Source organism: Thalassospira sp. MCCC 1A01428 (genome assembly GCF_002115825.1).
Lineage (GTDB): Bacteria > Pseudomonadota > Alphaproteobacteria > Rhodospirillales > Thalassospiraceae > Thalassospira.
This window is the reverse complement of the sequence record NZ_JFJZ01000002.1, coordinates 58,387-82,249: the sequence shown is the minus strand read 5'-3', so window position 1 is coordinate 82,249 and position 23,863 is coordinate 58,387. Positions and strand designations below refer to the sequence as shown.

General features: G+C 49.5%; 25 protein-coding genes. 16 read left to right on the top strand and 9 right to left on the bottom strand.

What is annotated here, in order from left to right; all coding sequences use genetic code 11:
- Window positions 1-41: 41 nt before the first annotated feature.
- Both THS27_RS01990 and gshB read right to left on the bottom strand, forming a co-directional pair.
- Window positions 42-1,505 carry an alkaline phosphatase D family protein gene (locus THS27_RS01990; RefSeq protein ID WP_085587367.1) on the bottom strand — a complete coding sequence of 488 codons (1,464 nt, stop codon included), beginning with the start codon at window positions 1,503-1,505 and terminating at the stop codon, window positions 42-44.
- Window positions 1,506-1,837: 332 nt separating this feature from the next.
- Complete coding sequence (gshB, locus tag THS27_RS01980) at window positions 1,838-2,782, bottom strand: glutathione synthase (RefSeq protein ID WP_085587363.1); 945 nt, start codon at window positions 2,780-2,782, stop codon at window positions 1,838-1,840.
- Between the two features lie 201 nt (window positions 2,783-2,983).
- Between gshB and THS27_RS01975 the strand changes: the two genes are divergently transcribed.
- The 6 genes from THS27_RS01975 to rlmN all read left to right on the top strand — a co-directional run bounded on the left by THS27_RS01975 (window position 2,984) and on the right by rlmN (window position 8,892).
- Entirely contained in the window at window positions 2,984-3,697 is a 714-nt protein-coding gene (locus THS27_RS01975) for an outer membrane lipoprotein carrier protein LolA (RefSeq protein WP_246832798.1), read from the top strand.
- A 599-nt stretch (window positions 3,698-4,296) separates the two neighbouring features.
- Window positions 4,297-5,007, top strand: a complete 711-nt coding sequence (locus THS27_RS01965) for an EI24 domain-containing protein (protein WP_246832797.1) — start codon at window positions 4,297-4,299, stop codon at window positions 5,005-5,007.
- Between the two features lie 153 nt (window positions 5,008-5,160).
- Entirely contained in the window at window positions 5,161-5,811 is a 651-nt protein-coding gene (locus THS27_RS01960; RefSeq protein ID WP_246832796.1) for a polymer-forming cytoskeletal protein, read from the top strand.
- A gap of 3 nt (window positions 5,812-5,814) precedes the next feature.
- Window positions 5,815-6,432 carry a hypothetical protein gene (locus tag THS27_RS01955; RefSeq protein ID WP_139835444.1) on the top strand — a complete coding sequence of 206 codons (618 nt, stop codon included), beginning with the start codon at window positions 5,815-5,817 and terminating at the stop codon, window positions 6,430-6,432.
- Window positions 6,433-6,674: 242 nt separating this feature from the next.
- Window positions 6,675-7,226, top strand: a complete 552-nt coding sequence (locus THS27_RS01950) for an invasion associated locus B family protein (RefSeq protein WP_085587353.1) — start codon at window positions 6,675-6,677, stop codon at window positions 7,224-7,226.
- A 466-nt stretch (window positions 7,227-7,692) separates the two neighbouring features.
- Entirely contained in the window at window positions 7,693-8,892 is a 1,200-nt protein-coding gene (gene rlmN / locus THS27_RS01945; protein ID WP_085587704.1) for a 23S rRNA (adenine(2503)-C(2))-methyltransferase RlmN, read from the top strand.
- A 94-nt stretch (window positions 8,893-8,986) separates the two neighbouring features.
- Here rlmN and THS27_RS01940 read toward each other — a convergent pair whose 3' ends face one another.
- The gene (locus THS27_RS01940) at window positions 8,987-9,964 is read right to left on the bottom strand and encodes an aldo/keto reductase (protein WP_085587351.1); all 978 of its coding nucleotides are present in this window, start codon (window positions 9,962-9,964) and stop codon (window positions 8,987-8,989) included.
- Window positions 9,965-10,016: 52 nt separating this feature from the next.
- Here THS27_RS01940 and THS27_RS01935 point away from each other — a divergent pair, with 52 nt between their 5' ends.
- A complete protein-coding gene (locus tag THS27_RS01935) occupies window positions 10,017-10,406 on the top strand; it encodes a helix-turn-helix domain-containing protein (RefSeq protein ID WP_085587349.1) in 390 nt (129 codons plus the stop codon).
- A 79-nt stretch (window positions 10,407-10,485) separates the two neighbouring features.
- Here THS27_RS01935 and THS27_RS01930 read toward each other — a convergent pair whose 3' ends face one another.
- From THS27_RS01930 to THS27_RS01920, 3 genes are all read right to left on the bottom strand, one after another.
- Window positions 10,486-10,851, bottom strand: a complete 366-nt coding sequence (locus THS27_RS01930) for a Dabb family protein (RefSeq protein ID WP_085587347.1) — start codon at window positions 10,849-10,851, stop codon at window positions 10,486-10,488.
- Window positions 10,852-10,892: 41 nt separating this feature from the next.
- Window positions 10,893-12,161 (bottom strand): murein transglycosylase A, encoded by a 1,269-nt coding sequence (locus tag THS27_RS01925; RefSeq protein ID WP_085587345.1) that lies wholly within the window; start codon window positions 12,159-12,161, stop codon window positions 10,893-10,895.
- A 167-nt stretch (window positions 12,162-12,328) separates the two neighbouring features.
- Window positions 12,329-13,027: a Tim44/TimA family putative adaptor protein gene (locus tag THS27_RS01920; RefSeq protein WP_139835443.1), complete on the bottom strand. Its 699-nt coding sequence runs from the start codon at window positions 13,025-13,027 to the stop codon at window positions 12,329-12,331.
- A gap of 308 nt (window positions 13,028-13,335) precedes the next feature.
- Here THS27_RS01920 and THS27_RS01915 point away from each other — a divergent pair, with 308 nt between their 5' ends.
- Both THS27_RS01915 and secB read left to right on the top strand, forming a co-directional pair.
- A complete protein-coding gene (locus THS27_RS01915; RefSeq protein ID WP_085587341.1) occupies window positions 13,336-13,932 on the top strand; it encodes an FxsA family protein in 597 nt (198 codons plus the stop codon).
- A gap of 418 nt (window positions 13,933-14,350) precedes the next feature.
- Window positions 14,351-14,845, top strand: coding sequence for a protein-export chaperone SecB (gene secB / locus THS27_RS01910; RefSeq protein ID WP_085587339.1), 495 nt, complete (start codon window positions 14,351-14,353; stop codon window positions 14,843-14,845).
- Window positions 14,846-14,972: 127 nt separating this feature from the next.
- Here secB and hemJ read toward each other — a convergent pair whose 3' ends face one another.
- The 3 genes from hemJ to hemE all read right to left on the bottom strand — a co-directional run bounded on the left by hemJ (window position 14,973) and on the right by hemE (window position 17,740).
- On the bottom strand, window positions 14,973-15,401 hold the full coding sequence (hemJ, locus tag THS27_RS01905) for a protoporphyrinogen oxidase HemJ (RefSeq protein WP_085587337.1): 429 nt from the start codon (window positions 15,399-15,401) through the stop codon (window positions 14,973-14,975).
- Between the two features lie 36 nt (window positions 15,402-15,437).
- The gene (gene hemH, locus THS27_RS01900; RefSeq protein WP_085587335.1) at window positions 15,438-16,532 is read right to left on the bottom strand and encodes a ferrochelatase; all 1,095 of its coding nucleotides are present in this window, start codon (window positions 16,530-16,532) and stop codon (window positions 15,438-15,440) included.
- A gap of 170 nt (window positions 16,533-16,702) precedes the next feature.
- On the bottom strand, window positions 16,703-17,740 hold the full coding sequence (gene hemE / locus THS27_RS01895) for a uroporphyrinogen decarboxylase (protein ID WP_085587333.1): 1,038 nt from the start codon (window positions 17,738-17,740) through the stop codon (window positions 16,703-16,705).
- A gap of 529 nt (window positions 17,741-18,269) precedes the next feature.
- On the opposite strand from hemE, the gene THS27_RS01890 reads away from it, so the two are divergent.
- The 7 genes from THS27_RS01890 to THS27_RS01860 all read left to right on the top strand — a co-directional run bounded on the left by THS27_RS01890 (window position 18,270) and on the right by THS27_RS01860 (window position 23,860).
- The gene (locus tag THS27_RS01890; protein WP_085587331.1) at window positions 18,270-19,100 is read left to right on the top strand and encodes a pyruvate, water dikinase regulatory protein; all 831 of its coding nucleotides are present in this window, start codon (window positions 18,270-18,272) and stop codon (window positions 19,098-19,100) included.
- The gene (locus tag THS27_RS01885; RefSeq protein ID WP_085587330.1) at window positions 19,097-19,693 is read left to right on the top strand and encodes a nucleoside triphosphate pyrophosphatase; all 597 of its coding nucleotides are present in this window, start codon (window positions 19,097-19,099) and stop codon (window positions 19,691-19,693) included. The genes THS27_RS01890 and THS27_RS01885 overlap by 4 nt, the downstream gene beginning before the upstream one ends.
- Window positions 19,694-19,750: 57 nt before the next feature.
- The gene (locus tag THS27_RS01880; protein WP_085587329.1) at window positions 19,751-20,617 is read left to right on the top strand and encodes a shikimate dehydrogenase; all 867 of its coding nucleotides are present in this window, start codon (window positions 19,751-19,753) and stop codon (window positions 20,615-20,617) included.
- 20 nt (window positions 20,618-20,637) lie between these two features.
- Complete coding sequence (coaE, locus tag THS27_RS01875; RefSeq protein WP_085587328.1) at window positions 20,638-21,240, top strand: dephospho-CoA kinase; 603 nt, start codon at window positions 20,638-20,640, stop codon at window positions 21,238-21,240.
- A gap of 1 nt (window position 21,241) precedes the next feature.
- Window positions 21,242-21,937, top strand: a complete 696-nt coding sequence (gene dnaQ, locus THS27_RS01870; RefSeq protein ID WP_085587327.1) for a DNA polymerase III subunit epsilon — start codon at window positions 21,242-21,244, stop codon at window positions 21,935-21,937.
- Window positions 21,938-21,958: 21 nt separating this feature from the next.
- The gene (locus THS27_RS01865) at window positions 21,959-22,825 is read left to right on the top strand and encodes an ABC transporter substrate-binding protein (protein ID WP_085587326.1); all 867 of its coding nucleotides are present in this window, start codon (window positions 21,959-21,961) and stop codon (window positions 22,823-22,825) included.
- A 246-nt stretch (window positions 22,826-23,071) separates the two neighbouring features.
- Entirely contained in the window at window positions 23,072-23,860 is a 789-nt protein-coding gene (locus THS27_RS01860; protein WP_085587325.1) for a (Fe-S)-binding protein, read from the top strand.
- Window positions 23,861-23,863: the final 3 nt, after the last annotated feature.

Genomic DNA, 23,863 nt, shown 5'->3' with positions numbered 1-23,863 from the left:
GAGGCAGCAGCAACAGTTTGGAATGTATCGCCTGATCCCAATTAAATTTTTATGTCCGGGCTTAGACCCGACTGTTCGAGACGCCAGTTGGCATGCCATGACGATTTATGCCGCGTCAATGTAAGGTAATTACGTTCAGCAACATAAATGGAGGATTGACCGGGCAACGGACGCAGCCGGGTAGGCCGCCCCGGCAAAGGATTATCGCCCAGCCACGCCAAAAAGCCCAAACACCGGGCAAAGGCATTTGGCGGAGCATTATGGGCAATGCCCGATGCCACCAGTTGATGAACAACACGCGACCGGGTTTCAAAAACACCCCGCGTCGCCAGATGGATTTCACCTGAAAGAATTGTCACGTCGTGATCATCGGTGGTGGCGATGTCTTCAATCAATTCCAGAAAACGGCGCCATTCCCGGCGATGTGCCCGGCTTTGCCATTGATCCCGCAGGTCATCCTCGTATTTTTGCGATTTTGGCATCAAAGATAAAATCGCCTCGACCACCGACAGGCGCGGGCCAATGGCCGGAACGCTCGACATCAGCAAAATCCGGCTGGATTTTGGCACGTCACGCACCATTTTTTCCAGCATGGCCCAGCCGACATCCCCCATCAAGGCATCCCGCCGCCGTTCGGATCGCAAATCAGGGGCAATGATGCTCATACCGGGATAATCATAGCGCCAGCCCAGAGAACGGGCAGTCGGGTCATATATGCTATCGGGCAAATCACTGCCGTCGGGGGCAATACATAATTGCATCAGCATAAAAGCATAACGGGCAGCGTCAAACATACCCCGTGCCACCGCCATGTCCTGAAATCCACCAGGATGGCTGCCCCAGCCGTCAAAAATATCGTGGTCATCCCACATCATAACCGACGGCACCCGCGCCATCAGATAGGCAATCTGGGGCAGGCAATAAACGGTGATATAATGATCAAGATAAAATTTCAGAACTGCATCAGCCATATCATCGGTGTAGGCCGTTTCTTTTTTCTGGCGATTGGGTGCCTTTTGCCATGCAGTGATTTCGGGGTGGCATTGCCAGACATTATCGGCATAAATCTGATCGCCACCATGCAATAACAGTGAAAACGGTTGCAAGTCGTGGCGATCACATAAATCGGCCCATAAGGCATTGCGCTGGTCTATCGGCCGGTCAAGATCGTCTTGTTCCTGCCCATTGCAAGACACAAAAGCCAGATCAAGATTGTCACCAAAATCGGTAGAAACAGGGAAATGGTTATCGCCAATTGCATACCAGGTACCGGCTTGCCGGGGCAGGGTAAAATCATAACGCCAATAACTGCGATCAAACTTTTCGGCCAGTTTAACCGGCGTGATGCTGCCTTCCCCCATTGGTGACAAAACCGGTGGCGCATCATCATGACGGGTAATAAGCAACGCTGCGATTTTCACGGCCCCGGCATGGCAGCCACGGCCAAACAAAAACGGCCCCGCCAGCCAGCAATCAGATGTTTCGTCGTGCTGCGCTTCGTTCATATCGCTGCCTTTTTTAACCGGTTACATGTCATGCCCAGAACAGGTGATACGCCGTGGCCCTGTGATAAGTTCCGTAAAATCAGCAATATCATTGATTTGGTACAGCTACCCTGCCTGCTTGCTGTGACGACTTCGTGGCAAATATTTTGGTTAAAATGGCAATTAAACAAAATGTTACGGTTATATCGGCCCGATAAAACCACAAAATAAAACCCCCTTGGTCCATCATCGGCCCAAGGGGGTGTCGAAATCGGCGATCAACCGGCGATCAAACTGTGAAAACAGGCCTCATCATAAACCGGGCCTATAATCCCTGATCAAACTGTCGTTGATCAGGGCAGGCGGGTTTCAATCGCATCCCAGATCAATGCTTCAAGTTTTGACCCGTCAAACCGGTTAATGTCCTGCAGACCAGTGGGCGAAGTAACGTTAATTTCAGTCAGATAATCGCCAATCACATCGATACCAACAAAAATCAGATCGCGTTTTTTAAGTTCCGGCCCGATGCGGTCACAAATTTCCTTTTCACGATCGGTCAGCATCGATTTTTCAGCAACACCGCCCACATGCATATTTGACCGGGCTTCGCCATCGGCGGGCACACGATTAATCGCACCCACCGGTTTGCCATCAACCAGAATGATGCGTTTATCACCCTTGCGCACGGCAGGAACATAAGCCTGCACCATCAAGGGTTCGCGAGACTGCACCGCAAACAGTTCCACAAGGGATGCCAGATTTTCATCATCAGGTTTGATGTGAAAGACACCAGCCCCGCCATTGCCAAATAACGGCTTTACGATCAGGTCTTTATGCTGTTTGCGGAAATCCCTGATCCGTTCAAGCGACCGTGTGATCATGGTGGGCGGCATCAGATCGGGAAATTCGGTAACAAACAGCTTTTCCGGTGCATTGCGCACATGACCGGGATGGTTAACCACAAAGGTTTCCGGGTGGATTGCCTCAAGCAAATGGCTGGCAGTGATATAATTCATGTCAAAGGGCGGGTCCTGACGCATCAGGATCACATCGGTTTCACGCGCCAGATCAATGATCTTTGCATCGCCCAAGTCATAATGATTGCCTGCTTCATTGCGCAGGACCAGCGGGCGGACCTGTGCCTTCACCCGGCCCTGATCATAAAACATGTCATCGGGGTGATAGTGATAAAGCTGATAACCACGTTCAAGTGCTTCAAGACCCATTACAAAGGTCGAATCACCCTTGATATTGATATCTTCAACCGGGTCCATCTGGATGGCGACAATACGGCTCATCTTCCGGGTATCTCCTTGTCGCGGGTGCCAATTCGGGCAATTTTCCGCCAATTGTGATCATTTGCAGGCACAGCTTGACCAGACTGGCCTTGTGCCCCAAATGATGCGATATGTTAAATGTTTGATGAAATTACTATCATCTGCCATCTGTCTTTCGCAATCGCCATTGCGCGAAGCAGATTTGATAAACAGGCTACATAAATGGGTTCAGATTTGCGCTTCGCCAGTATTGCCAGAAAACTTGCTACCTTCATTCGCCCGCTTGCAACATCGACCATGCTGGCCGGTGCAGCGATCACGATTGTGCCATTTACGGCGACAACGCTTATGGGGGCACGAATTGCACACGCTGCGGATGCCGCCGCAACGCTTGACGCCCAGGACAAGCAGGATGTTGCACGGATTGAAGACTATCTAAACGCAATCACCACCCTGAAAGCCGATTTTGTACAAATCTCGTCGGATGGCGGGGCCGCCAAGGGCACCGTTTATATGCAGCGCCCGGGCAAGATGCGGTTTGAATATGCACCGCCTTCCCAAATTCTGCTGGTCGCGACTGGCCATGATTTCATTTATTACGACAAGGAAATCAACGCGCCGACCTATTTTGATATCGACGAAACCCCTGCCGGGTTGATTTTGGCTGAGAATGTCTCGCTGAGCCGTGATGTTAAAATCATTGATTTTCGCCGTACGGCTGAAACCATCCGGGTCAAGCTGGTGCGCAAATCCGACCCCGGTGCTGGCAATGTCACCCTGGTATTTCAGGATAATCCAATGCAGTTGCGCCAGTGGGTTGTCGAGGATGCCACCGGTATTGAAACCACGGTTACCCTGTTTAATGCCGAAGAAGGCATGAAACTGGATCAAAAATTGTTTGAATTTAAACGTATCTGGATCGGCAACGGCAACTAGGGCTGATAAGGCTCGAATGATTGCAAAGCTGGCGCGATTTTTAAAAAATCGCTGCAAATTCAAAACAATACAAATTTTCCGCCGGCCAAAACCTGATGTGCGTTTTGGCCGGTAATTTTTTGCCCGGCCCAAAATCGGAAAAACACCCGCTGCCATGCATTAAATTTATAGCCGCCATGTCCTTAGCAAGACTGGTAAACAGCGCATCACATTCCCATATCATCACTTGTCACAAGGCTTCCTTATTTTCAGGAAAGCCGGTGTGAGGATGCGGTTTCCCCTACCGTTTCCTCGACACTCCAGAATATTGGAGCGCTGGCGTCCGGTTACCCCCCTGGCCGGACGCCTCTTTTTTGTCCGCAATATACCCTTCCCAGTAAAAATACCGATATTTTCAGGCCTTGAATGTTGATCAAAGCCCGAATTTCGGGGGCCTTTGCGACCAAAGAATAATTTTTTTCATCTTTCTTAACGATTTTGACAAAAGCAGAGCAACAGCTTCACCCGCTGTTAATTTTCATTGCCTATCAAGTATGATGCATGTTGAAAATTGCGTGCCCGAGCCGGTCGCCAGGATCGGGCATGATGCTAAATGACAAATGCTACCAGAACAGGACCCGACCAGAGAAATGATCAACGACTTCATGAAATCACTGGCCCAGTTTTCGGACCCCCGGTTTCGGCGTGTGGTCCTGATCGGGGTTGGCGGTGCCATCCTGACCATTCTGGCATTGTGGGGACTAATCGGTTTTGGCCTGAATTCGGTAACTTTTTTCACCGATGGCGGCTGGATGGAAACCGCGGCCGACTGGTTGCTTGGTGTTGGTCTGGCTGTTTTGGTCTTGCTGCTGTTCCCGTCAATGACGGTTTTGATCAGCAGTCTGTTGCTGGACCAGGTGGCCGAAGCGGTTGAAAACAAACATTACCCGCATTTGCCCCAACCCCGGCATCAGCCATTTTTCGAAGCGCTGATCAACGGCCTTAAATTTGCCCTGACGGCATTGCTGCTTAATATTCTGATCCTGCCCTTGCTTATCACGGGGCCGGTTTACATCGTGGCTTTTTATGCGATGAACGGTTATTTGCTGTCGCGTGAATATTTTGAACTGGTTGCAGCACGTCGTTATGATGTGCAAACCATGACGGCCTTTCGTAAGCGCCGCCAGATGAAATTGTGGATTGCCGGTGTCGCACTGACATTTTTAATGACAGTGCCTTTCGTTAATCTGATCGCCCCGATTATTGCAACGGCTTTCATGGTTCATTACTGCATTCGTCTTGGCGCCTTCCAGCCCGGTGTGGCCGCCTGACAATTTTTAATTTGACCTGATTATTTCGCAAAACCAACCCTATGGCGTTACCTCGCGCCGGAAACTGCAAGACAAGGATTGACCAATCCCATGTTCGGTAAGAAAAAAGCCAACAAAACAGTCGACAGCAGACCCGCTTCGTCGGATACATCTTTGGAACCCGCAGTTGCCGGGAAGACGGAAGATACGCCGAACCGGCCCGAGGTAAAGACCGGACCGTCACCGGTAGAAAAGCCGGAAGATACACCTGAAAAACGTAGTGAGCCGCGCCTGTTTACCCAGACGCGCACCAAGGATGAACCCGCAATGTCCAGCAAACCCCATTCCACCAACTTCCGCCCGGAAATTCCGAAACGTCCGTTGGAAATTCCGACCCGTGGCAGTGCCAACCGTCCCAGCACCCCGGTCTCAAATACCGAGGGCAAAAAGCTGACTGTTGGCCGGGATATTCGTTTGTCAGGTGAAATCGGGTCTTGCGACATTCTGGTCGTTGAAGGCCATGTTGAAGCCCAGATCAACGATTGCCAGCGCATCGAAATTTGCGACGGCGGCACCTTTGTCGGCACAGTCAAAGTTGATGAAGCTGAAATCAGCGGCAATTTCCAGGGCGAACTTAACGCCCGTCGTGTATCCATTCTGGGTACGGCCGATATCAAGGGCGCCATTAATTACGGCAGCCTGCAAATTGAAAATGGCGCGCGGATCAAGGGCAGCCTTGATTATATCGAAGGCAATGATGACCCGTCGAGCCGCCAGGCACCGTCGGCTGCCATTACCATTCCACGTAAAAGCGACGATTCCTGATCCGTGCGCGCCGCAATTTGTTTAAAATTCATGCCCGACTTTACCGGTGCGCTGCCAGGCAGCGCCCGGAAACGGCTTGGCGCGATTATATCGGTAACATTGTTATCGGGGTTACTGGCAGCCTGTGCCGGTAATGCGGTTGGCCCCGGGGTAACCAACACAGATTACGGCAAAAATACCCTGAACGGCGCATCCTATAGCGACGGTATGGCGCAAGCACCGGCGCGCAATGCGGCAAAAAAAACCGATAATACCGTGCCAAATAACCAGGCCGCATCCCTGGCGGCCCGTAAACCGCCGATCAGACCCGATGTAAAACCGAAAAAAACCGCCGCAATCCCGTTTGTTCAGATCAAGGCCGCCAGCCTTGCCAACCTTGATAGCAAAGCAATTGAGGCCAAACTTGGCAAACCGGAAATGCAACGCGGCGAGGGCTCAGCCAAAGTTTGGCAATACCGGTCTGATCGTTGCGCTCTGGATGTTTTTTTCTATCCGCAAGGGGGCAAAAAGCAGCCTGTACTGGTTCATATGCTGGCCCGATTGCGTGACGGAAACGGCGAAATTGCGTTACAGGACTGCCTTGACGAAGTGGTAAAAGACAAGCAATCGCACAAGGGATGAATTTCACCTGTGCAGATACATCTATAAATACCGAATAACCTGCCATTCCTTGGTCGAATCTTTACCTTTCCACGCCACATTGATGGGTAATAATTTCTTCGGTTTATAATGTGATGAAAACAAAGGCGTCTGACACGGGATTTTCCGGTTTGGTCCGCTGTTTTAATCGCATGATATGCCTTTGTCGGCCCAAAATGCCGGCACCAAGATCCTGATAACCACAGATTAGTTACGCGGATACCATGGAAAAAGCAGTACATCGTCTCGTCAAAAGCACTCTTCTCGGCGCAATTGCCCTGATGGTGTCGGTGACCGGCAGCAGTTCAGCCTTTGCGCAAAATTCCCCGGAATTGATCGACGTCTATAATAAGTGGGAAGCCTATACCTATACGGAAAAAGGCAAAAAAGTTTGCTATATGGGCAGCCAGCCGACCTCGGCCAAAGGTGACTACAGCAAGCGTGGGAAAATCTATGTGATGGTAACCCATCGCCCCGCCCTGAAACTGTTTAACGAAGTCAGCTTTATCACCGGCTACACCTACAAGAAAAACAGCGAGGTTGATGTCCGGGTCGATTCGAATCGTTTTAAACTCTTTACCTATGACGATTCAGCCTGGGCCGTGAACAGCGAAGAAGACCGCAAGCTGGTCAAGGCCATGAAAGCCGGTATCAAAATGTCGGTCGTTGGTTTTTCATCGCGAGACACGAAAACCACCGACACCTATTCACTTTCCGGTTTTACCGACGCCTATAATGCAATTTCAAAGGCTTGTGGTACCAAGCCCGTTGATTAAAACCTTGCGAAACCATTGCAAAACACGATCTCGACCGGAATTCAAAATTCCCCCTGTTTCCGGTTGATAGCTGCAATGTGAATTTTATCGTTTATAATTAACCATCGCTCCGCTATATGCGGGGCGATTGGTTTTTTAATTCATGCTGGCGTGCCAGTTACAATACCCGCGAAACACCTGTTTTAGCCAAAACCGCAACATGGCAATTCCGGCGGCATTTGCATTCTCAAATGTCATGACCATATGACCGGTGAATTGAATATGTTATGGCTGGCTGCCACGGGCACCCTGCACATGCCAGACCAAAACATCAAAATACCCCTTGCCAGACAAGAGAGAGACCGGAATGACCGACAGCGATGTCTTACACGCATCTAAAAGCGACATAACCCCGCAGCACCAAAACGCTGATCAGGGAACCCGCATGGATGTGGAAAATTCCGGTACCCAAGGCGAAAACCATACCATGCCTGCCGCACCCGCCGCTGCAAGCCAGCCGGGCCTGTCTGATTTTGTCGCCCGTGCCAAAGGTGGGCTGACAGCGGATGGCCGCAAGGATTTGATCGGCATGTCGCGCGAGGAACTGACCGAAGTTCTTTCGGGCATGGGGGAAAGCAAGTTTCGCGTCAAACAGCTGTGGAACTGGATGTATAACCGGGGTGTGACCAGCATCGACGGCATGACCAATATTTCGGTCAAGCTGCGCGAAAGGCTCAGCCAGGATTACGTCATTGGCCGCCCGGTTTTGACCGCGGATCAAAAAAGCTCAGACGATACCCACAAATGGCTGATGCGCTTTGGCGATGGTAACGAAGCCGAAGCCGTTTATATTCCCGACCGGCATGAAGACCGGGGCGCTGTGTGTGTATCCTCCCAGGTGGGCTGTACACTGACCTGCAAGTTTTGCCACACCGGCACCCAGCTTTTGGTGCGTAACCTGACACCGGGCGAAATTATTAGCCAGTTCATGGTCGCACGCGACAGTTACGGCGAATGGCCGACCCCGGCCAATGGCATTCGTCGCCTGTCCAATATCGTTATGATGGGCATGGGCGAACCGTTATTTAACTATGAAAATGTGCGCGATGCCCTGCGCATTGCCATGGACGGCGAAGGCATTTCGATTTCGCGGCGCCGCATTACGCTTTCAACATCGGGCGTAGTGCCGGAAATTGTCCGTGCAGGTGAAGAACTGGGCGTTGGCCTGGCAATTTCGCTGCATGCCCCGGACGATGATTTGCGCAATGAAATCATGCCGATCAATAAAAAATACCCGCTTAAAGAATTGATGAATGCCTGCCGCCACTATCCCGGCATGTCCAATTCGCGCCCCATCACAATGGAATATGTGATGTTAAAAGGGGTGAATGACCAACCCGAACATGCCCGTGCACTGGCCAAGCTGGTACAAGGGGTAAATTGCAAGTTTAACCTGATCCCGTTTAACAAATGGCCGGGTTCGGATTATGAATGCACGCCAACGGCTGGCATCAAGAAATTTGCCAATACCCTGAATGAATGTGGCTATGAGGCACCAATCCGCTGGCCCCGCGGCCGCGATATTCTGGCAGCCTGTGGCCAGCTTAAATCCGAAAGCCAGCGCCTGCGCAAGTCGCGCGCCTGCCATAGCGATACCACCAATAGTGACACGGTTGCTGCCCAGTAATACCCGATAAATTTACCGGCCAACCAACACTGAAATACCAGCCAATATCAACGGGCAGGGCGTGGTTCCTGCCCGTTTTTATGAAAATAACCCGTTACAAAACCGGATAGTCAGAACGTAACACGTCATATCCCGCTTTAGTTTGGGTGGCTGACAACAAATCGTAGGGATATCCGGTCGCAAAGGCAAAAGCCTGATCAAGTGCCGCGATATCGGCAGCAGACAAAACAACATCTAGCGCCTTTATCCCACTTGATAGCTGATCAAGGGTGCGTGGCCCCAATACCGGAAATGTATTTTTTGCCAAAAGCCAGGCCAGGGCAATTTCAGCCGGGCTTTTTTGCAGTTGATCGGCAATGTGACCCAACGCCTGCAATGAAGCGGCATGTTCAGGATGTTCCGTATCCTTTTTTGCCAAAACACCCCCAAAAAGTGGCGACCATGCCATAACAGCCATTCCGGTTGCTTCGGCAAAGGGCATATATTCCCGTTCAATGGCCCGTTCAAGCAGGTTATATTGAATCTGCATCACACTAACCGGGCTCAAACCACGCCATTGTGCCAGCATGTTGGCCGATGCCAGGCGCCACATCGGCATATTTGACAGGCCGATATATAAAACCTTGCCTGCACGTACCAGATCATCAAGCCCGCGCATCATTTCTGCAATCGGTGTAATACTATCGTCAAAATGCACGAAATAAACGTCGATATAGTCAGTTTTAAGCCGCTTCAGGCTGCCTTCGACCTCGGCCATCATCGCTTTGCGATGGTTGCCATGGGTGGCGGCACCTGGTTGCTTTAAAGGTGTCCGGCAATATTTCGAGGCGATCACAAAATCATCGCGGGATGATGCGTTTAAAAAATCCCCCACCATCTGTTCGGAAAACCCACCCTGATAGGCACTGGAAGTATCAATAAAATTGCCGCCAGCATGAGCAAAATGATGCAGGATTTTTTGCGATTCGGCCGGGTCACTTTTACCATTTTCAAGGCGCCCCATTCGTGCCGTACCCAGGGCCAGTTGCGACACCGCAACACCAGTATTGCGTCCCAATAATCGATATTTCATCAACCTTCTCCGCGTGTCATGATGGTTTGACACATAGAAGGATTGGTAGAAATTGGGAAGAACGCACAATATTCACAGTAACTTACCAAAAGGTAAGGGCCCCTGTTTTAGTGCCGGAGGGTCGGCAGAACATGTATCGGATGCCCTTTCCGCGCTGGCTGGCCGCTGGAAGGTTGAAATCCTGTTTTCATTGTTTGCGTATCAGCCGTGCCGTTATTCGGAACTGGAACGCAATATTGGCGGAATTTCGCAAAAAATGCTGGCACAGCAATTGCGGGAGCTGGAACAGGACGGATTTATCAGCCGTCATATTTACCCGGAGATTCCGCCCAAAGTAGAATACAGCCTGACGGAACTGGGCAGTTCCCTGCGCGATCCACTACGAATGTTACGTAAAATCGGCGTTTCGCTAAAAAATCAGGGTGATGCCAATGTTCCTTAACCAAGATAAAATCGGATATTAATCCAATATAATTGAAAATTAGATATTATTAATTATACTTATATAAAAATTATTTGCTTTAGCTCCAACTGGCTTCAAGTTTACGCGGACGTTTAGGCCCGGTTACCGATGTGCTGTTTATGGCGGTATTCATCACCATAATGCCACCCAACCCGCCTTGCGCCAGTTTGGTCAGACGATGACCGATCTGTTTTTCGTCAAGCCCGACCACATAGGCATCGCGGGCGGCAATATCGACAAAATCGATGGTAAAGGCATGGGTGAAACCCTGATGCAGGCCATCTTTATCAAGGTTTCGCCCGCCGACAAAACCAAGCATCCCTTCAACATTTTCGGCAATTTCTTTCATGCCGGAAAACACCGCCGCTGTTTCAACCGGGTCAGCATGATAGGGCACCTGTACCAAAACAATATGACGAATCATCACATTGATTCCTGCCTGCTATTTTATTGAAATTTCCCTGGTTAATCCTGACGGTTTAACGGGGATTCATCAATCGAAATACCGGCCGGTAACAAAAGATACGTTTGCCCCTGCCGGTTCATATGCCCGGCATGCAGGGCGGCCTTTTCACCGGGGCCAAAAAAGATATCACCCCGCACCGGCCCGCGAATGGCCCCGCCGGTATCCTGCGCAATCATAAGCTGGTGAAACTTACGATCAGCATTCATTGCATCACGGGTTTCAAGCCAGATCGGTACCCCCATGGCATGAAAGCGCCGGTCAACGGCCAGGGATCGTTCCGTTTCCAACGGCACCCCTTGCGCCCCGATCGGACCGGCATCAGGATCCCCGGGCAATTGACGAAAAAACACATAGGAGGCGTTCAGGTTCATCACGTCATCGGCCTGATCGGGGTTATCATGCAGCCATTGACGAATGGTTTGCAACGACACGGTTTTCGGCGTTAACGCGCCACGTTTGATCAATTCCCGACCGATAGCAAAATAGGCCTGCCCGTTGGTAGCGGCATATCCCACTTTTAAAATATTGCCATCATCAAGCACCACCCGGCCGGATCCCTGAATTTGCAGGAAAAACGCATCAACCGCATCATCCACCCAAACCAGTTCAAGACCACGATCTGCCAGGGCACCGGCCTCGATGTCGGTACGGTTATAATAAGGCACCACTTTTTTGCCGGTCACACGGCCCACAACCTTTTGGCCTTTCAGGTCCGTACGAAAGGCACCAAGATCAATATCGACCATATCATCCGGCTTTAAATAAAGCGGAATTTGAAACTGGTCATGCCGGGTTAAACTGCCGCGCAATTCCGGCTCGTAATAACCGGTAAATAATCCTACGGGATCGTTATTATTGCCCGCCCGCCAGGGTTTGAACGCAGTTTGGAAAAAAACGCGCAAATCTTCGCTGCGTACAGTTTGGGCATTAATTTCCAGTGCTGTTTCGCAAGCCGGTCGCCATTGCGCCACCGTCCCCACACGGGGGTCAGGGCCAATATCCTTGTCGTCTGCCCGCCTTAATATCCGCTCACACGAGCGTTGAAAGGCAATCAGGGCTGGTTGCATGTTATCGGTTTGCCAGCCATCCAGGTCGCTAAAACGGGCCGGAGACAGGGTTAAATGGTCCGGCTTTTCGGGCGGTGTGACATATTCGACAATCCGGGGCCAAAAAAACCAGACAGCACTGCCAACAAGGATGATCGCCATAAATGCCAGCAAAACACCAAACAGCAAGGGGGATCGTTTTTTAATCAAAAAGGCCGCCATTAAACAAACCGGAACCAAAATTCAGATCTGCACAGTGTCGGTGGTAACGGTTAAAAAACCAAAAGCGCCAGCCATGTCGGCAAATAAAAAGAACACCAAATATCAAAAAGGCGGCTTCGCCTTTCGGGAAACCGCCTTTGCATCATTAAAACCCCGGAAAACCGATATCAGTTTTCATCATCGGGGGTTTCGGTCGCAACAAGCTGCCAGTTTGGATCGGAACTTTCCATATTGCGAGCAAATGTCCACAAATCTTCGGCTTCGATCACGTTATTTGGATCACCTGAAATCACATCACCTGCCTTGTTCCGAACAATCGACACTTCCTCGGATACAAATTTAATAGTGATATAAGCTGTGCGGCCTTCCACATTGGCATCATGGATAACGGCGGACTTAATTCCAACCAGGGTTGTTTCTTCATGTTCGTCACTGGAGGCACGATCATCAATTGCTGTAGCGAAGTTTTTGTAAACTTCCGGCGACAACAATGATTTCAACGTTTCCTTGTCGCCCTTGGCAAAACTTTCGACAATCATTTCAAACGCCATGCGCGCCCCATTCAGGAAATCCTGCTGGGTAAAAGACCTGTCGGCAAGCTGGATCTGGGTGAGGGCAGGGTTAGATACCTGATTTTCCGTTTCGGAATTTCGGCTGGTATCAGGTAAACGATACACATTATCTTCACCCGACGGAGCATTGCCGTCTTTCTGGTTTTGACCAGCGGCATCTTCGTGGGTACGCCGCCCGAAAACATCGGTCGGTCCCTGTTTTTCATTGCCGGTTTTACGGCCCAGCACACTACGCAGGCGCAAAATCAGAAAGATGGCGATCAGCGCAAAAAGAATAATATCAAAATATTGCAATTCCGGACTCTTGCTTTTGGGGTGTCGACGGACGGCAACCGCCATCATACAGCCTGTGTTCGTGAAATGGTATGACCTTATCTGAATGCAAGGGCAACTATCGAACTTGGAAAAATGTGATCAACTTCACCAGAACAGCTTCAAACATGCTAAAACGACATAGCGTGGCTGGCACGCTGCCGCATTTTCGTCCAGTTATGTCGGTATCGCACCAGCGTGGATTTATCATCTGTTATCATTTAATGCAGAATTTCGCCTTTTGGTGAGTTCTGTTTATTTACAAATAGCCAGCGCCAGACGGAGCAATTATGGGCTTTATTCTTTTTGGCATTTTTGTCGTGATGCCGATCGTCGAAATCGCCGTTTTTATTCAGGCGGGCGAACTGATCGGTTTGTGGCCGACCATTGCAATTGTCGTGTTAACCGCCATTCTGGGCACATCGTTAATGCGGGTCCAGGGGTTACAAACCCTGGCCAAAGCACAGCAGGAACTTGACCAGGGCGAAATGCCCCTCGGCCCGCTGTTTGACGGGGTCTGCATTTTGATTGCAGGCATTTTGCTGCTAACACCCGGTTTTGTCACCGACACGATGGGCTTTTTATTACTCATCCCACCGCTACGCCGGGTAATTGGCGCCGGATTGATCCTGAAAATGATGAAATCGGGAAAAATGCGCATGTCATTTGGTGCCGGGTCAAGTGGCCGGGCTTATCGTCAGAACGACCCGTTTGGCGGAACCGGTACCAACAGTGCCGGCGGATCGCACCGGCAACGTGGCCCTGGCGGCGGCCCTGTTATTGATGGCGATTACGAAAACCTTGATCAGCAAAAAGACACATCAGCCAATGATTCTGATGACAAGGACGACACCGATACAAAACAGAATTTGCCACCACGCGGCTAAAGAAGCTGCCACTGTCGTCTGACAGGCAGATTTTAACGTCGTTTGATCATGAAAAATTCAAAAGCCGGGTAAACTTTGCCCGGCTTTTTTCTGTCAAACCCCTAAAATCCAGCCTGTCAAAAAATTTGCCTTAACCTTTGCCCCGGCCCGGCCAGGGGATATGTCCCCGTGCTGCTAAAAACCACATAACAGCCTGCCTTGATCTTGCCCACCTGTTCCAGACATGCTAGGCCATCAGGCGTTATTTTCGTGTTGTCAAAACCCGGGAACCGAACCTCACGGTGTCAGAAAAAAGCCGCCTTCAGCCAAAATTACAGTGTGCCCCGTCGGAAATAAACCGGCCGTCGGCAACTGGTTTCGTCAGGGTTGAACGGCTTTTTCCTGACCAAATTCCAAGATATTAGGGAGTTATCTTTTAATGGCTGAAAATACCACCGGTGCAGAAGGCACGGACGCAGCACAACAGCAAGCTGGCAATCCGATCACCATTCATGCCCAGTATACCAAGGATTTGTCGTTTGAAAATCCGAACGCACCGGAAAGCGTTGCTCTGCAACAGCAGCCCAAGATCAACATTGATGTTGATGTTCAGGCCCGGACAACCGAAGACCAGCGTTTGCATGAAGTTGTTTTGAAAATTGATGTCAAAGCTGAAATTGCTGACAAAACAGCCTTTGTGATCGATTTGCAATATGGTGCGGTTGTTACCCTGAATGTTCCTGATGAACATCGCCTGCCGGTATTGTTGATCGAAGTGCCGCGTCTTCTGTTCCCTTATGCCCGCAAAATTGTTGCTGATCTGACCGCAGATGGTGGTTTCCCGCCGCTGATGATGCATCCGATCGATTTTGCCGACCTGTTCCGTAAAAAATATGCCCAGGCTGCTGAAAGCACCCCGGCTGGCAATGCCTGATTAATCAGGATTATCGGAATTTAAGCATAGATGAATAATCTAATGCGCAAAAACCCCGCTAGTCTTTAGCGGGGTTTTTTTATGTTTGATCCGTGACGAAAAATCGTATTTGTCGATTTTTTCAAAATCAGAAAGGTTTTCCGATAACCATAAACACAATTACAATCATCAGAATCGTCGGAACTTCGTTTAAAATACGATAGAATTTTGGGGATTTGGTATTGGCACCAGCAGCAAAAACACGACGATATTTCGACAAAACCATATGCACAATCGTCATCAGGACCACGCAAAGAAGTTTCACGTGAAACCAGCCTTCGGTCATGGCACCGGTTGCGCTAATCAGATAGCCCCCAAAAATCCAGGTCGCGATCATCGCCGGGTTCATAATGGCGCGAAGCAAACGCCGTTCCATGATTTTGAACTTTTCATCGGCCTCGGAACCAGGGGTTACGTCGCAATGATAAACATAAAGCCGGGGCAAATATAGCATTCCCGCCATCCAGGCAATAACGCTGATGACGTGTAATGATTTGATAATGCTAAATAAATCCATCGATCTCTCGGTTATGATTTTTAAAATTCAAACGGACTAACGATGTGCCCCTGGCTGTTGTGCAGTTGCACAAACATGATCATCAGGGCACCACCAACCACGGGTTTGAGCACTATCATTATCAATACCGTTCTGGTCGAGAGCCATTTGCGTTTCATCGATCACGTTTACGAGACCGGCAATAAATTTTGAATGCGAACATACGGTTCTTACCCGTTCATAGACCGGAATTTTCAAATGATCGGCAATTTCGCGATATTCAATATCAAGTTCGACCAAAGTTTCGGAATGTTCGGTCACAAAAGCGATTGGAACAATCACCAATGGCACACCATCCTTGCCAGCGCGTTTAATTTCATCTTCGGTCGAAGGACCAATCCATTCCATTGGCCCCACCCGGCTTTGATAACACACCAGCCAGTCCAGATCGGGAATAGCCATTTTATCAACCACGGCCTGTGCCGATTTTTCAATTTGCGACTGATAAGGATCGTTGCGCCTGGTAATAACGGCTTTGGGCACACCATGCGCCGAAAATAACAAACGTGGCACACCTTTGTTCTGGTCCCGTGCGCGTTCGTACCCTTCCTTGACCATATCGGCTGTTGCATTAACAAAACCCGAATTGGTTGGGTAACAACAGGCTGTTTTCATTGGAATGGCAAGGCCTGCCGTTTTACAGGCTTCTTTCCAGTCCTTTACAGATGATCCGCTGGTGGTAGTAGAAAATTGCGGATAGAGCGGCAGCAAAATCATTTCGTCTGCGCCCCAGTCTTTCACCTGTTTTACAGTCTCACTGGCAAATGGTTTCCAATATCGCATGGCAATAAAACAGCGGTTTTCAAAACCGTTATCACTGTCATTCAAACTGGTTTGCAATGCATTGGCCTGGTCCTGTGTAAGTTCCAGCAAAGGAGATTTACCGCCCAGATGCGCATAAATTTCCTGGGCAACCGGGGCCCTGCGCGATGAAATCAATTTTGCCAGCAAATAACGAAACGGATTAGGCAAGCTGATAATTGCCGGGTCATTGAACAGATTGAACAAAAACGGCTTTACAGCTTCGGGGCTGTCGGGACCACCCAGATTAAACAGAATGATGGCGCGTTTTTTTTGAGCATGATCAGGCATCGAAAAATCCTTCTGGCGTTCCAGAAAACCGGAAAACAGGTGTAAATCCTTAATTTATAAAATCCCTCCCGTCATCCGGCACGAAGGATGACGGGTACAATTCCTAAAAGCAATCAAGTCTGCTTTGATTACGAATTGATTTTTTCAATGGATTTCATTGATTAAAGAAATCATGCGCCCTTGCGGATGAAATCCACCAGCTTTCCAACATTTTCCGGCGATGTTTCCGGGGTAATGCCGTGACCAAGATTAAAAATGAACGGACCCTTGCCCAGGGTTTTTAAAATACGGCGGGTTTCGGCCAGCATTTCATCGCCCCCGGTAATCAGATACATCGGGTCAAGGTTACCCTGAACCGGGCCCAGCTTTTGCAGGTTTTCGGCAACCCATTTCAATGGAACACCACTATCAAGGCCAACCGCATCCACACCAGTCAGGTTTTTGAAATCCAATAAATGCAAACCGGCTCCCCTTGGAAAGCCAATGATCGGCATATCCGGATATTCAGCCTTGATGCTTTGCACGATTTTACGGGTTGGTTCGATCACCCAGCGATGAAAGCCGTTTTCTGATAACACTCCGCCCCAGGTTTCAAATAGCTGGATGGTTTCGGCCCCCGCCTTGACCTGAGCTAACAGATACTGGGTGGTTGCTTCGACCAGAATGTCGATCAGTTTTGAAAAACCGTCAGGATCGCCATAGGCAAACCGGCGAATATTGGCAAAATCCTTGCTGCCTTTACCTTCAACCATATAGGTCGCAACGGTCCAGGGGGCACCGGCAAAGCCAATAAGTGTGGTATGCTCAGGAATGGCAGAGGATAATTTGGCAACTGTTTCGTAAATGGGACCCAGCACATCGTGAATACCATCGATATTCAGGCGTGTAAGGCCTGCCTGGTCGCGAATAGGGTCCAATTGGGGGCCTTCCCCCTGCTTGAAGGCCAAATGCTGGCCTAGCGCCTGTGGGATGACCAGAATGTCGGAAAACAGAATGGCAGCATCAAAGTCATATCGGCGCAAAGGTTGTAATGTAACCTCGCAGGCCAGATCGGGGTTATAGCATAGATCGAGGAACGAGCCTGCTTCGCTGCGGGTAGCGCGATATTCGGGCAAATAACGTCCTGCCTGACGCATAAGCCAGATAGGTGGCGTTGGCAGTGTTTCGCCAGCTAACGCACGCAGAAACAGTTTTTTTTGGTTAGGCATATGTCTGTCCAGTTCCTGTTTTTCGATCCCCGGTCCACGATGTCCGAAATGGGTCGTGGCCTATCCATGCGTTTTTTCCACCGTCTCTCTAACAAAACCACTTTAAATAAAAAAGGATGTTGTTTGTTAGTGGATGCCTGTGGATAACCGGGATTAAATTTGGTTCACATCTTATCCACATTGCGACTCGGATAAATTGATCCGTCGCAATCAATCTTGGGGAAAACTGGGGACGACTCCGAACGACTCTTAGGCTCTACCTTGGGAAAAGACAATTTTGAATAATGGGGATAGTGGGGATTAAACTGGTTTTGTGCCCGTTATCCCTGCTATCAGGTAAAAAATTTTCCGGTTATCCATAGCGGGACAACTGGTTTGAGGAAAATTGTAAAGGGTTGAGGATAAAATTTGTCTGATGAATTTTGCCGGAGTCGCACCCGTTATGCACATTTATCCACAGGCCCGACTCCGATTCTGGAAAAAGCGATTTTTTAGTGCGTAAAAAACAGGCATTCGCGATGGAGCAGATATGAGCGACCAAACCAGCATTTTTCATCTGCACCTTGTTTCTGACTCAACAGGTGAAACCGTGGACGGGGTCGCCCGTGCCTGTGTAGCGCAGTTTCCCGATGTTCAGGCCCATGAACATGTTTGGCCCCTGATCAGAACCGATGCCCAGCTTGCCCGGGTTCTTGCCGATATTGAACGTCATCCCGGGATTGTTCTTTATACAGTTTTTAACAGTGAAATTCGCCGCAAGCTGGAAGAAGGCTGCCGTCGAATGCAGGTACCTCATAGTCATGTTCTTGATACAACCATCACCATGATGGCTGGATATTTGGGTCAGCAATCACGTGGGCGCATTGGTGCCCTTCATAAAATGGACGAGGATTATTTTAATCGCATTGAAGCGATTGATTATGCTCTGAGCCATGATGACGGGCAGGCAACCTGGGACCTGGAAGAAGCTGATGTGGTGATTGTTGGCGTATCACGTACATCAAAAACACCAACATCGGTTTATTTGGCCAATCGCGGGATCAAAACGGCAAACATTCCGTTTGTGCCGGGTTGTCCGTTACCACCAGAGCTTGACCAGTTGAAAAACCCGCTGGTAATCGGCCTGATCAAGGATGTGGATCAACTGGTTTCCATTCGTAAAAACCGTTTACGCCAAATCGAACGGGGCGAGGGCGGTGATTATGTTGATCCGGTTGCTGTTCGTGCCGAAGTTTTTCAGGCACGGCGTTATTTTACCGAACGCAGCTGGAAGATTATCAATGTAACCCGCCGATCCATTGAAGAAACAGCAGCAATGATTATGGCGACATTAAACGACCGCCGGGAGGAAAATGAATGAACCGTCTTGTTTTGGCATCAAGCAGCAAGGCCCGGCAGCAAATGTTGCAAAATGCCGGGATAGATTGTGAAGCCGTTGCGTCGATGATTGACGAAGATGGTTATAAGCAGGCGATGAAAGCCGAAGGCGCATCGGCGATGGAAGCCGCCGAAACCCTGGCAGAAATGAAAGCCTTGCGGATGTATCGCCAGCGACCCGACGCCATTGTGATCGCTGCTGATCAAATGCTGGAATGCAATGGGGTGTGGTTTGACAAACCAACCGATTGTGATCAGACAAGAGCACAATTGCGAGCCCTGCGTAACAAGCGCCATCAACTGGTGTCAGCGGCTGTGGTTTATAAGGAAGGTTCGCGGATTTGGGGCAAAATTGATACCGCCCATTTAACCATGCGCAATTTCAGTGATGAATGGCTGGAATGGTATCTTGATGCTGCTGGTGAAGACATTTTTCAATGTGTTGGCGGCTATCAACTTGAAGGTTTGGGCGCACAGTTATTTACCGAGATAAGGGGCGATTATTTTACCGTTCTGGGGATGCCGCTTTTGCCTCTGATCGGGTTTTTACGCGATCATGGAATTTTAAAAGCATAGATTTGATCCTTTTAATCCTGACAACCCGAATTTGCCCAAAGAAGCGGAAAACGATAAATGAATAACCCGGTATCGATACAGACATTAACTGGTACATCCCGGCTGGCCGGTGTTATGGGATGGCCTGTTTCCCATTCAAAATCGCCGCGGTTACAGGGCTATTGGCTGGTAAAATACGGTATTGATGGCACATATATGCCATTGCCTGTTGCCCCGGAAAATTTTGCGGTATCGGTTAAATCCCTGCGGGATTTGGGGTTTGCCGGGGTTAATGTAACCATTCCCCATAAACAGGCTGTTTTTGCCGTTTGTGATGAATTAACCGATCGGGCGAAACGCATTGGCGCGGTAAATACTGTTACATTTTTGGCCGATGGTAAAATTCACGGCGATAATACCGATGGTTTCGGGTTTATCGAAAATTTGCGTCAGCATGTGCCTGATATCGATTTTTCATCCGGCCCGGCGGTTGTGTTGGGCGCAGGGGGCGCATCGCGAGCAATTATTGTGTCGTTATTGGATGAAAATTGCCCGCAAATTCGCCTGGCTAATCGAACTGCCAGCCGTGCCCATGATTTGGCCCGTGAAATTGGTGATGATCGTGTCACTGTGGTGGATTGGCCAATTGGCAAGGAAACCCTTTGTGATGCTGCCTTGCTGGTAAACACCACCAGTTTGGGCATGGTCGGGCAACCGGCATTGAACATTGACCTGGATGGTTTGGGACAAAATGCTGTGGTGACCGATATCGTTTATGCGCCATTGAAAACGGACCTTCTGTTACAGGCCGAGGCCCGTGGCAACAGGGTGGTGGATGGCCTGGGCATGTTATTGCATCAGGCGCGGCCGGGATTTCATAAATGGTTTGGCATTGATCCTGTTGTGACGCCGGAATTGTGCGAATTCGTTCTTTCGCCGGTTTAAGAACAAAGGATATTTCCAAAATGGTTATTCTTGGCCTGACCGGATCAATCGGTATGGGAAAATCGACGGCAGCGGGCATGTTTCGCTATCTTGGAGTGCAGGTTTATGACGCCGATGCCAATGCCCATAATTTAACAATGCCAGGTGGCGCAGCATTTGACGAGATCGCCAGTTTGTTTCCTGATGTGATTGTGGGGGGTAAAATTGACCGGCACCTTTTGGGGGGACATGTTTTTGGCAATGCCGATGCATTAACCCGGCTTGAAGGAATTTTGCACCCGTTAATTCGTGCCAAACGCGATGCCTTTATTCGCAATTGCCGGCGGGTGGGATATGCGCTGGTTGTGCTGGATGTTCCGTTATTATTTGAAACCGGTGGTGACAAAAACTGTGACCATGTGGCGGTCGTATCGGCGCCGGCGTTTATTCAACGCCAGCGTGTGTTGCGCCGGGAGGGTATGAACGAACAGAAATTCACCGGAATTTTACAAAAACAGGTGCCAGATTATGACAAACGTCGCCGGGCGGATTTTATTATTCCTACTGGGTTGGGTCGTGCGGTGACATTTCGATCCATTCAGTCCATTATCGCGTACTTGAACAACCGGAATAAACGGACCTGACATGCGTGAAATTGTTCTCGATACGGAAACCACCGGCCTTGACCCTTATTCAGACCATCGGCTGGTTGAAATCGGGTGTATCGAACTGATCAATCATATGCCGACCGGCAAACAGTATCACCAATATATCAATCCGCAGCGCAGCATGCCCAAGGAAGCCTTTGACGTGCATGGATTGGGTGATGAATTTTTGGCAAAGCAGCCGGTTTTTGCCGAAGTGGTTGATGATTTTATTGAATTTATCGGCGATGATTCAAAGCTGGTTATTCATAATGCCGCCTTCGATATGAAGTTTTTGAATGCGGAACTGGGCTGGCTGAACAAGCCGCTGATCGCCAATGACCGGGCGATTGATACCGTGCAAATGGCACGCAAGAAATTTCCGGGATCCCCGGTTAGTCTGGATGCACTGTGCCGCCGGTTTAAAATTGATAATTCCAATCGTACCTTGCACGGTGCCTTGCTTGACTCCGATTTGCTGGCACTGGTGTATCTGGAATTACTGGGCGGGCGCCAACATGGGTTAATTCTTGATACCAATGGGCAGGGACAGGCGAACAATGACGAAGGGATGCGGGCTGGTACATCGGCCAAGCCGTTTCGGGCTCCGCGTCCACATGCAGCCAAGCCCGAGGAAATCTCGGCACATCAGGCATATATCAGCGAAAAAATTAAAGATGCGGTCTGGTTGAAATAGCAGACATTATTCGGGGTGGGGATGATGGGGCAAAAAAAGGGTCAGCTTTTTTGTCTGGCTGGACGGGCTGGTTTTATAGTTGTTCTGATGTTGTGTGGTTTTATCGGAACGGCATTGGCAGAAGCACCATCAGTTTCAAATACGATCCCGTATGTTCTGCATCAAAGTTACCCGAACAATGCTGATGAAGGCCGTCCTGAACAGTTGTTTTTTGACGAACTGGCACGATCCGTTTTCAAAAATGCAGGTTTGCCCTTTATCGAACAGGATCAACAGCCATGGAAGCGTGCCTATCAGGAAACGATTTATGGACCGCGCCATGTTATTTATCCAACAACCCGCACCACAGATCGTGAAGATGATTTGAAATGGGTTGGTCCGGTGAGCCGGACGGTATGGAATTTATACGGGTTGAAAAATGCTGGTTGGGCGCACCGTCAACCAGGGGATATTTTCAAGTCAGCCCGTATTGGTGTGGCGATGGGATCGGCCCGGGAAAATTATCTGAAATTGCGCGGCGTAAAAGATATTGTTGCCGTTCAACGCGATGATCAGTTATTGGCGATGCTGTTGGCAGATCGGGTAGATGTGCTGGCGATGGGGGCTTCACCGCTTGGTTTTTTAAAAAGTGATGCCGAAAACGCAGCCGTACAAAATGTCGGCCGCCTAGCCAGTTACCGCGTTTGTTATTTGTATTTTGCGTTAAGCAAGGATAGCCCGCAAACAGATGTCGATAAATTGCAAAACAGCCTCGATGAATTTTATCGTAGTGGGCGTTTTTTAAGAATGCGTATGGGTTTTGACCTGAACGCCAATCCTGAAAGTGATTTTATTCAGGCCATTCAGGACCCCGCCAACCGTAATGTTGGCTGTATTGATGTCGAATAGTTTTATATTTTAAATAAGAATTTCTATTTAATCCTATTTTGAAAAAATGAGAGATTTAACGGTTTGGCCTATCGCTAGGGCTGTGTGCATTTTTGGTTGGTACCAGTTAAATGGTCATGGTGTTGCTCATCAAGTGCTGGACCATGGTTTTTAAAATTGGTAATACCAGTTAGATGTTTTTGGCAATAGAGCAAACAGATCCCGCAAATCATGTTTGCCAATGTGCCTATCAGAGAGGGAACCAGGATGTCTTTCGCGCCGTCGTCCACGTCCAAGCCCCGGGTTGGTCTGTTTGTGACCTGTCTGGTTGATATGTTTCGCCCAACGGTCGGTTTTTCGGCGGTTAAGCTGCTTGAAGAAGCCGGTTGTGTTGTTGATGTGCCGATGGAACAGGTTTGTTGTGGTCAGCCTGCCTTTAATGCGGGCGATTTGGCATCGGCGCGCAAGGTGGCAAAGCCCCTGATCGCGATGTTTGCTGATCATGATTATGTGGTCGCCCCTAGCGGTTCGTGCGCGGGTATGATGATCAAGCATTTTCCTGAATTATTTGCCAATGACCCGGAACTGGCAGAACCGGTCAAGGCTTTGGCGGCAAAAACCTGGGAACTGGTATCGTTTTTAACCGATGTTATGAAACTTGATGGTGTTGCCGCTGCTTTTGATGGCAGCATCACTTATCATGACAGTTGTTCGGGCTTGCGCGAATTAAAGGTTAAGGAACAGCCGCGCAAATTGCTGCGCTCCGTAAAGGGCCTTTCGATTAACGAATTGCAGGAATCTGAAACCTGTTGTGGTTTTGGGGGCACTTTTTGCGTCAAATATCCTGAAATTTCCGGGAAAATGGTGGGCGATAAAACCACCGATATTAAAAACAGTGGCGCCGACATGCTGCTGGCCGGGGATATGGGCTGTTTGATGAATATGGCAGGCAAGCTGCGCCGTGAAGGCTCGGACATTGAAGTTCGCCATGTGGCCGAGGTTTTGGCGGATATGACAATGGCAGCCCCTGGCATTGCCGGATCGGAGAAGGGCTAAGTC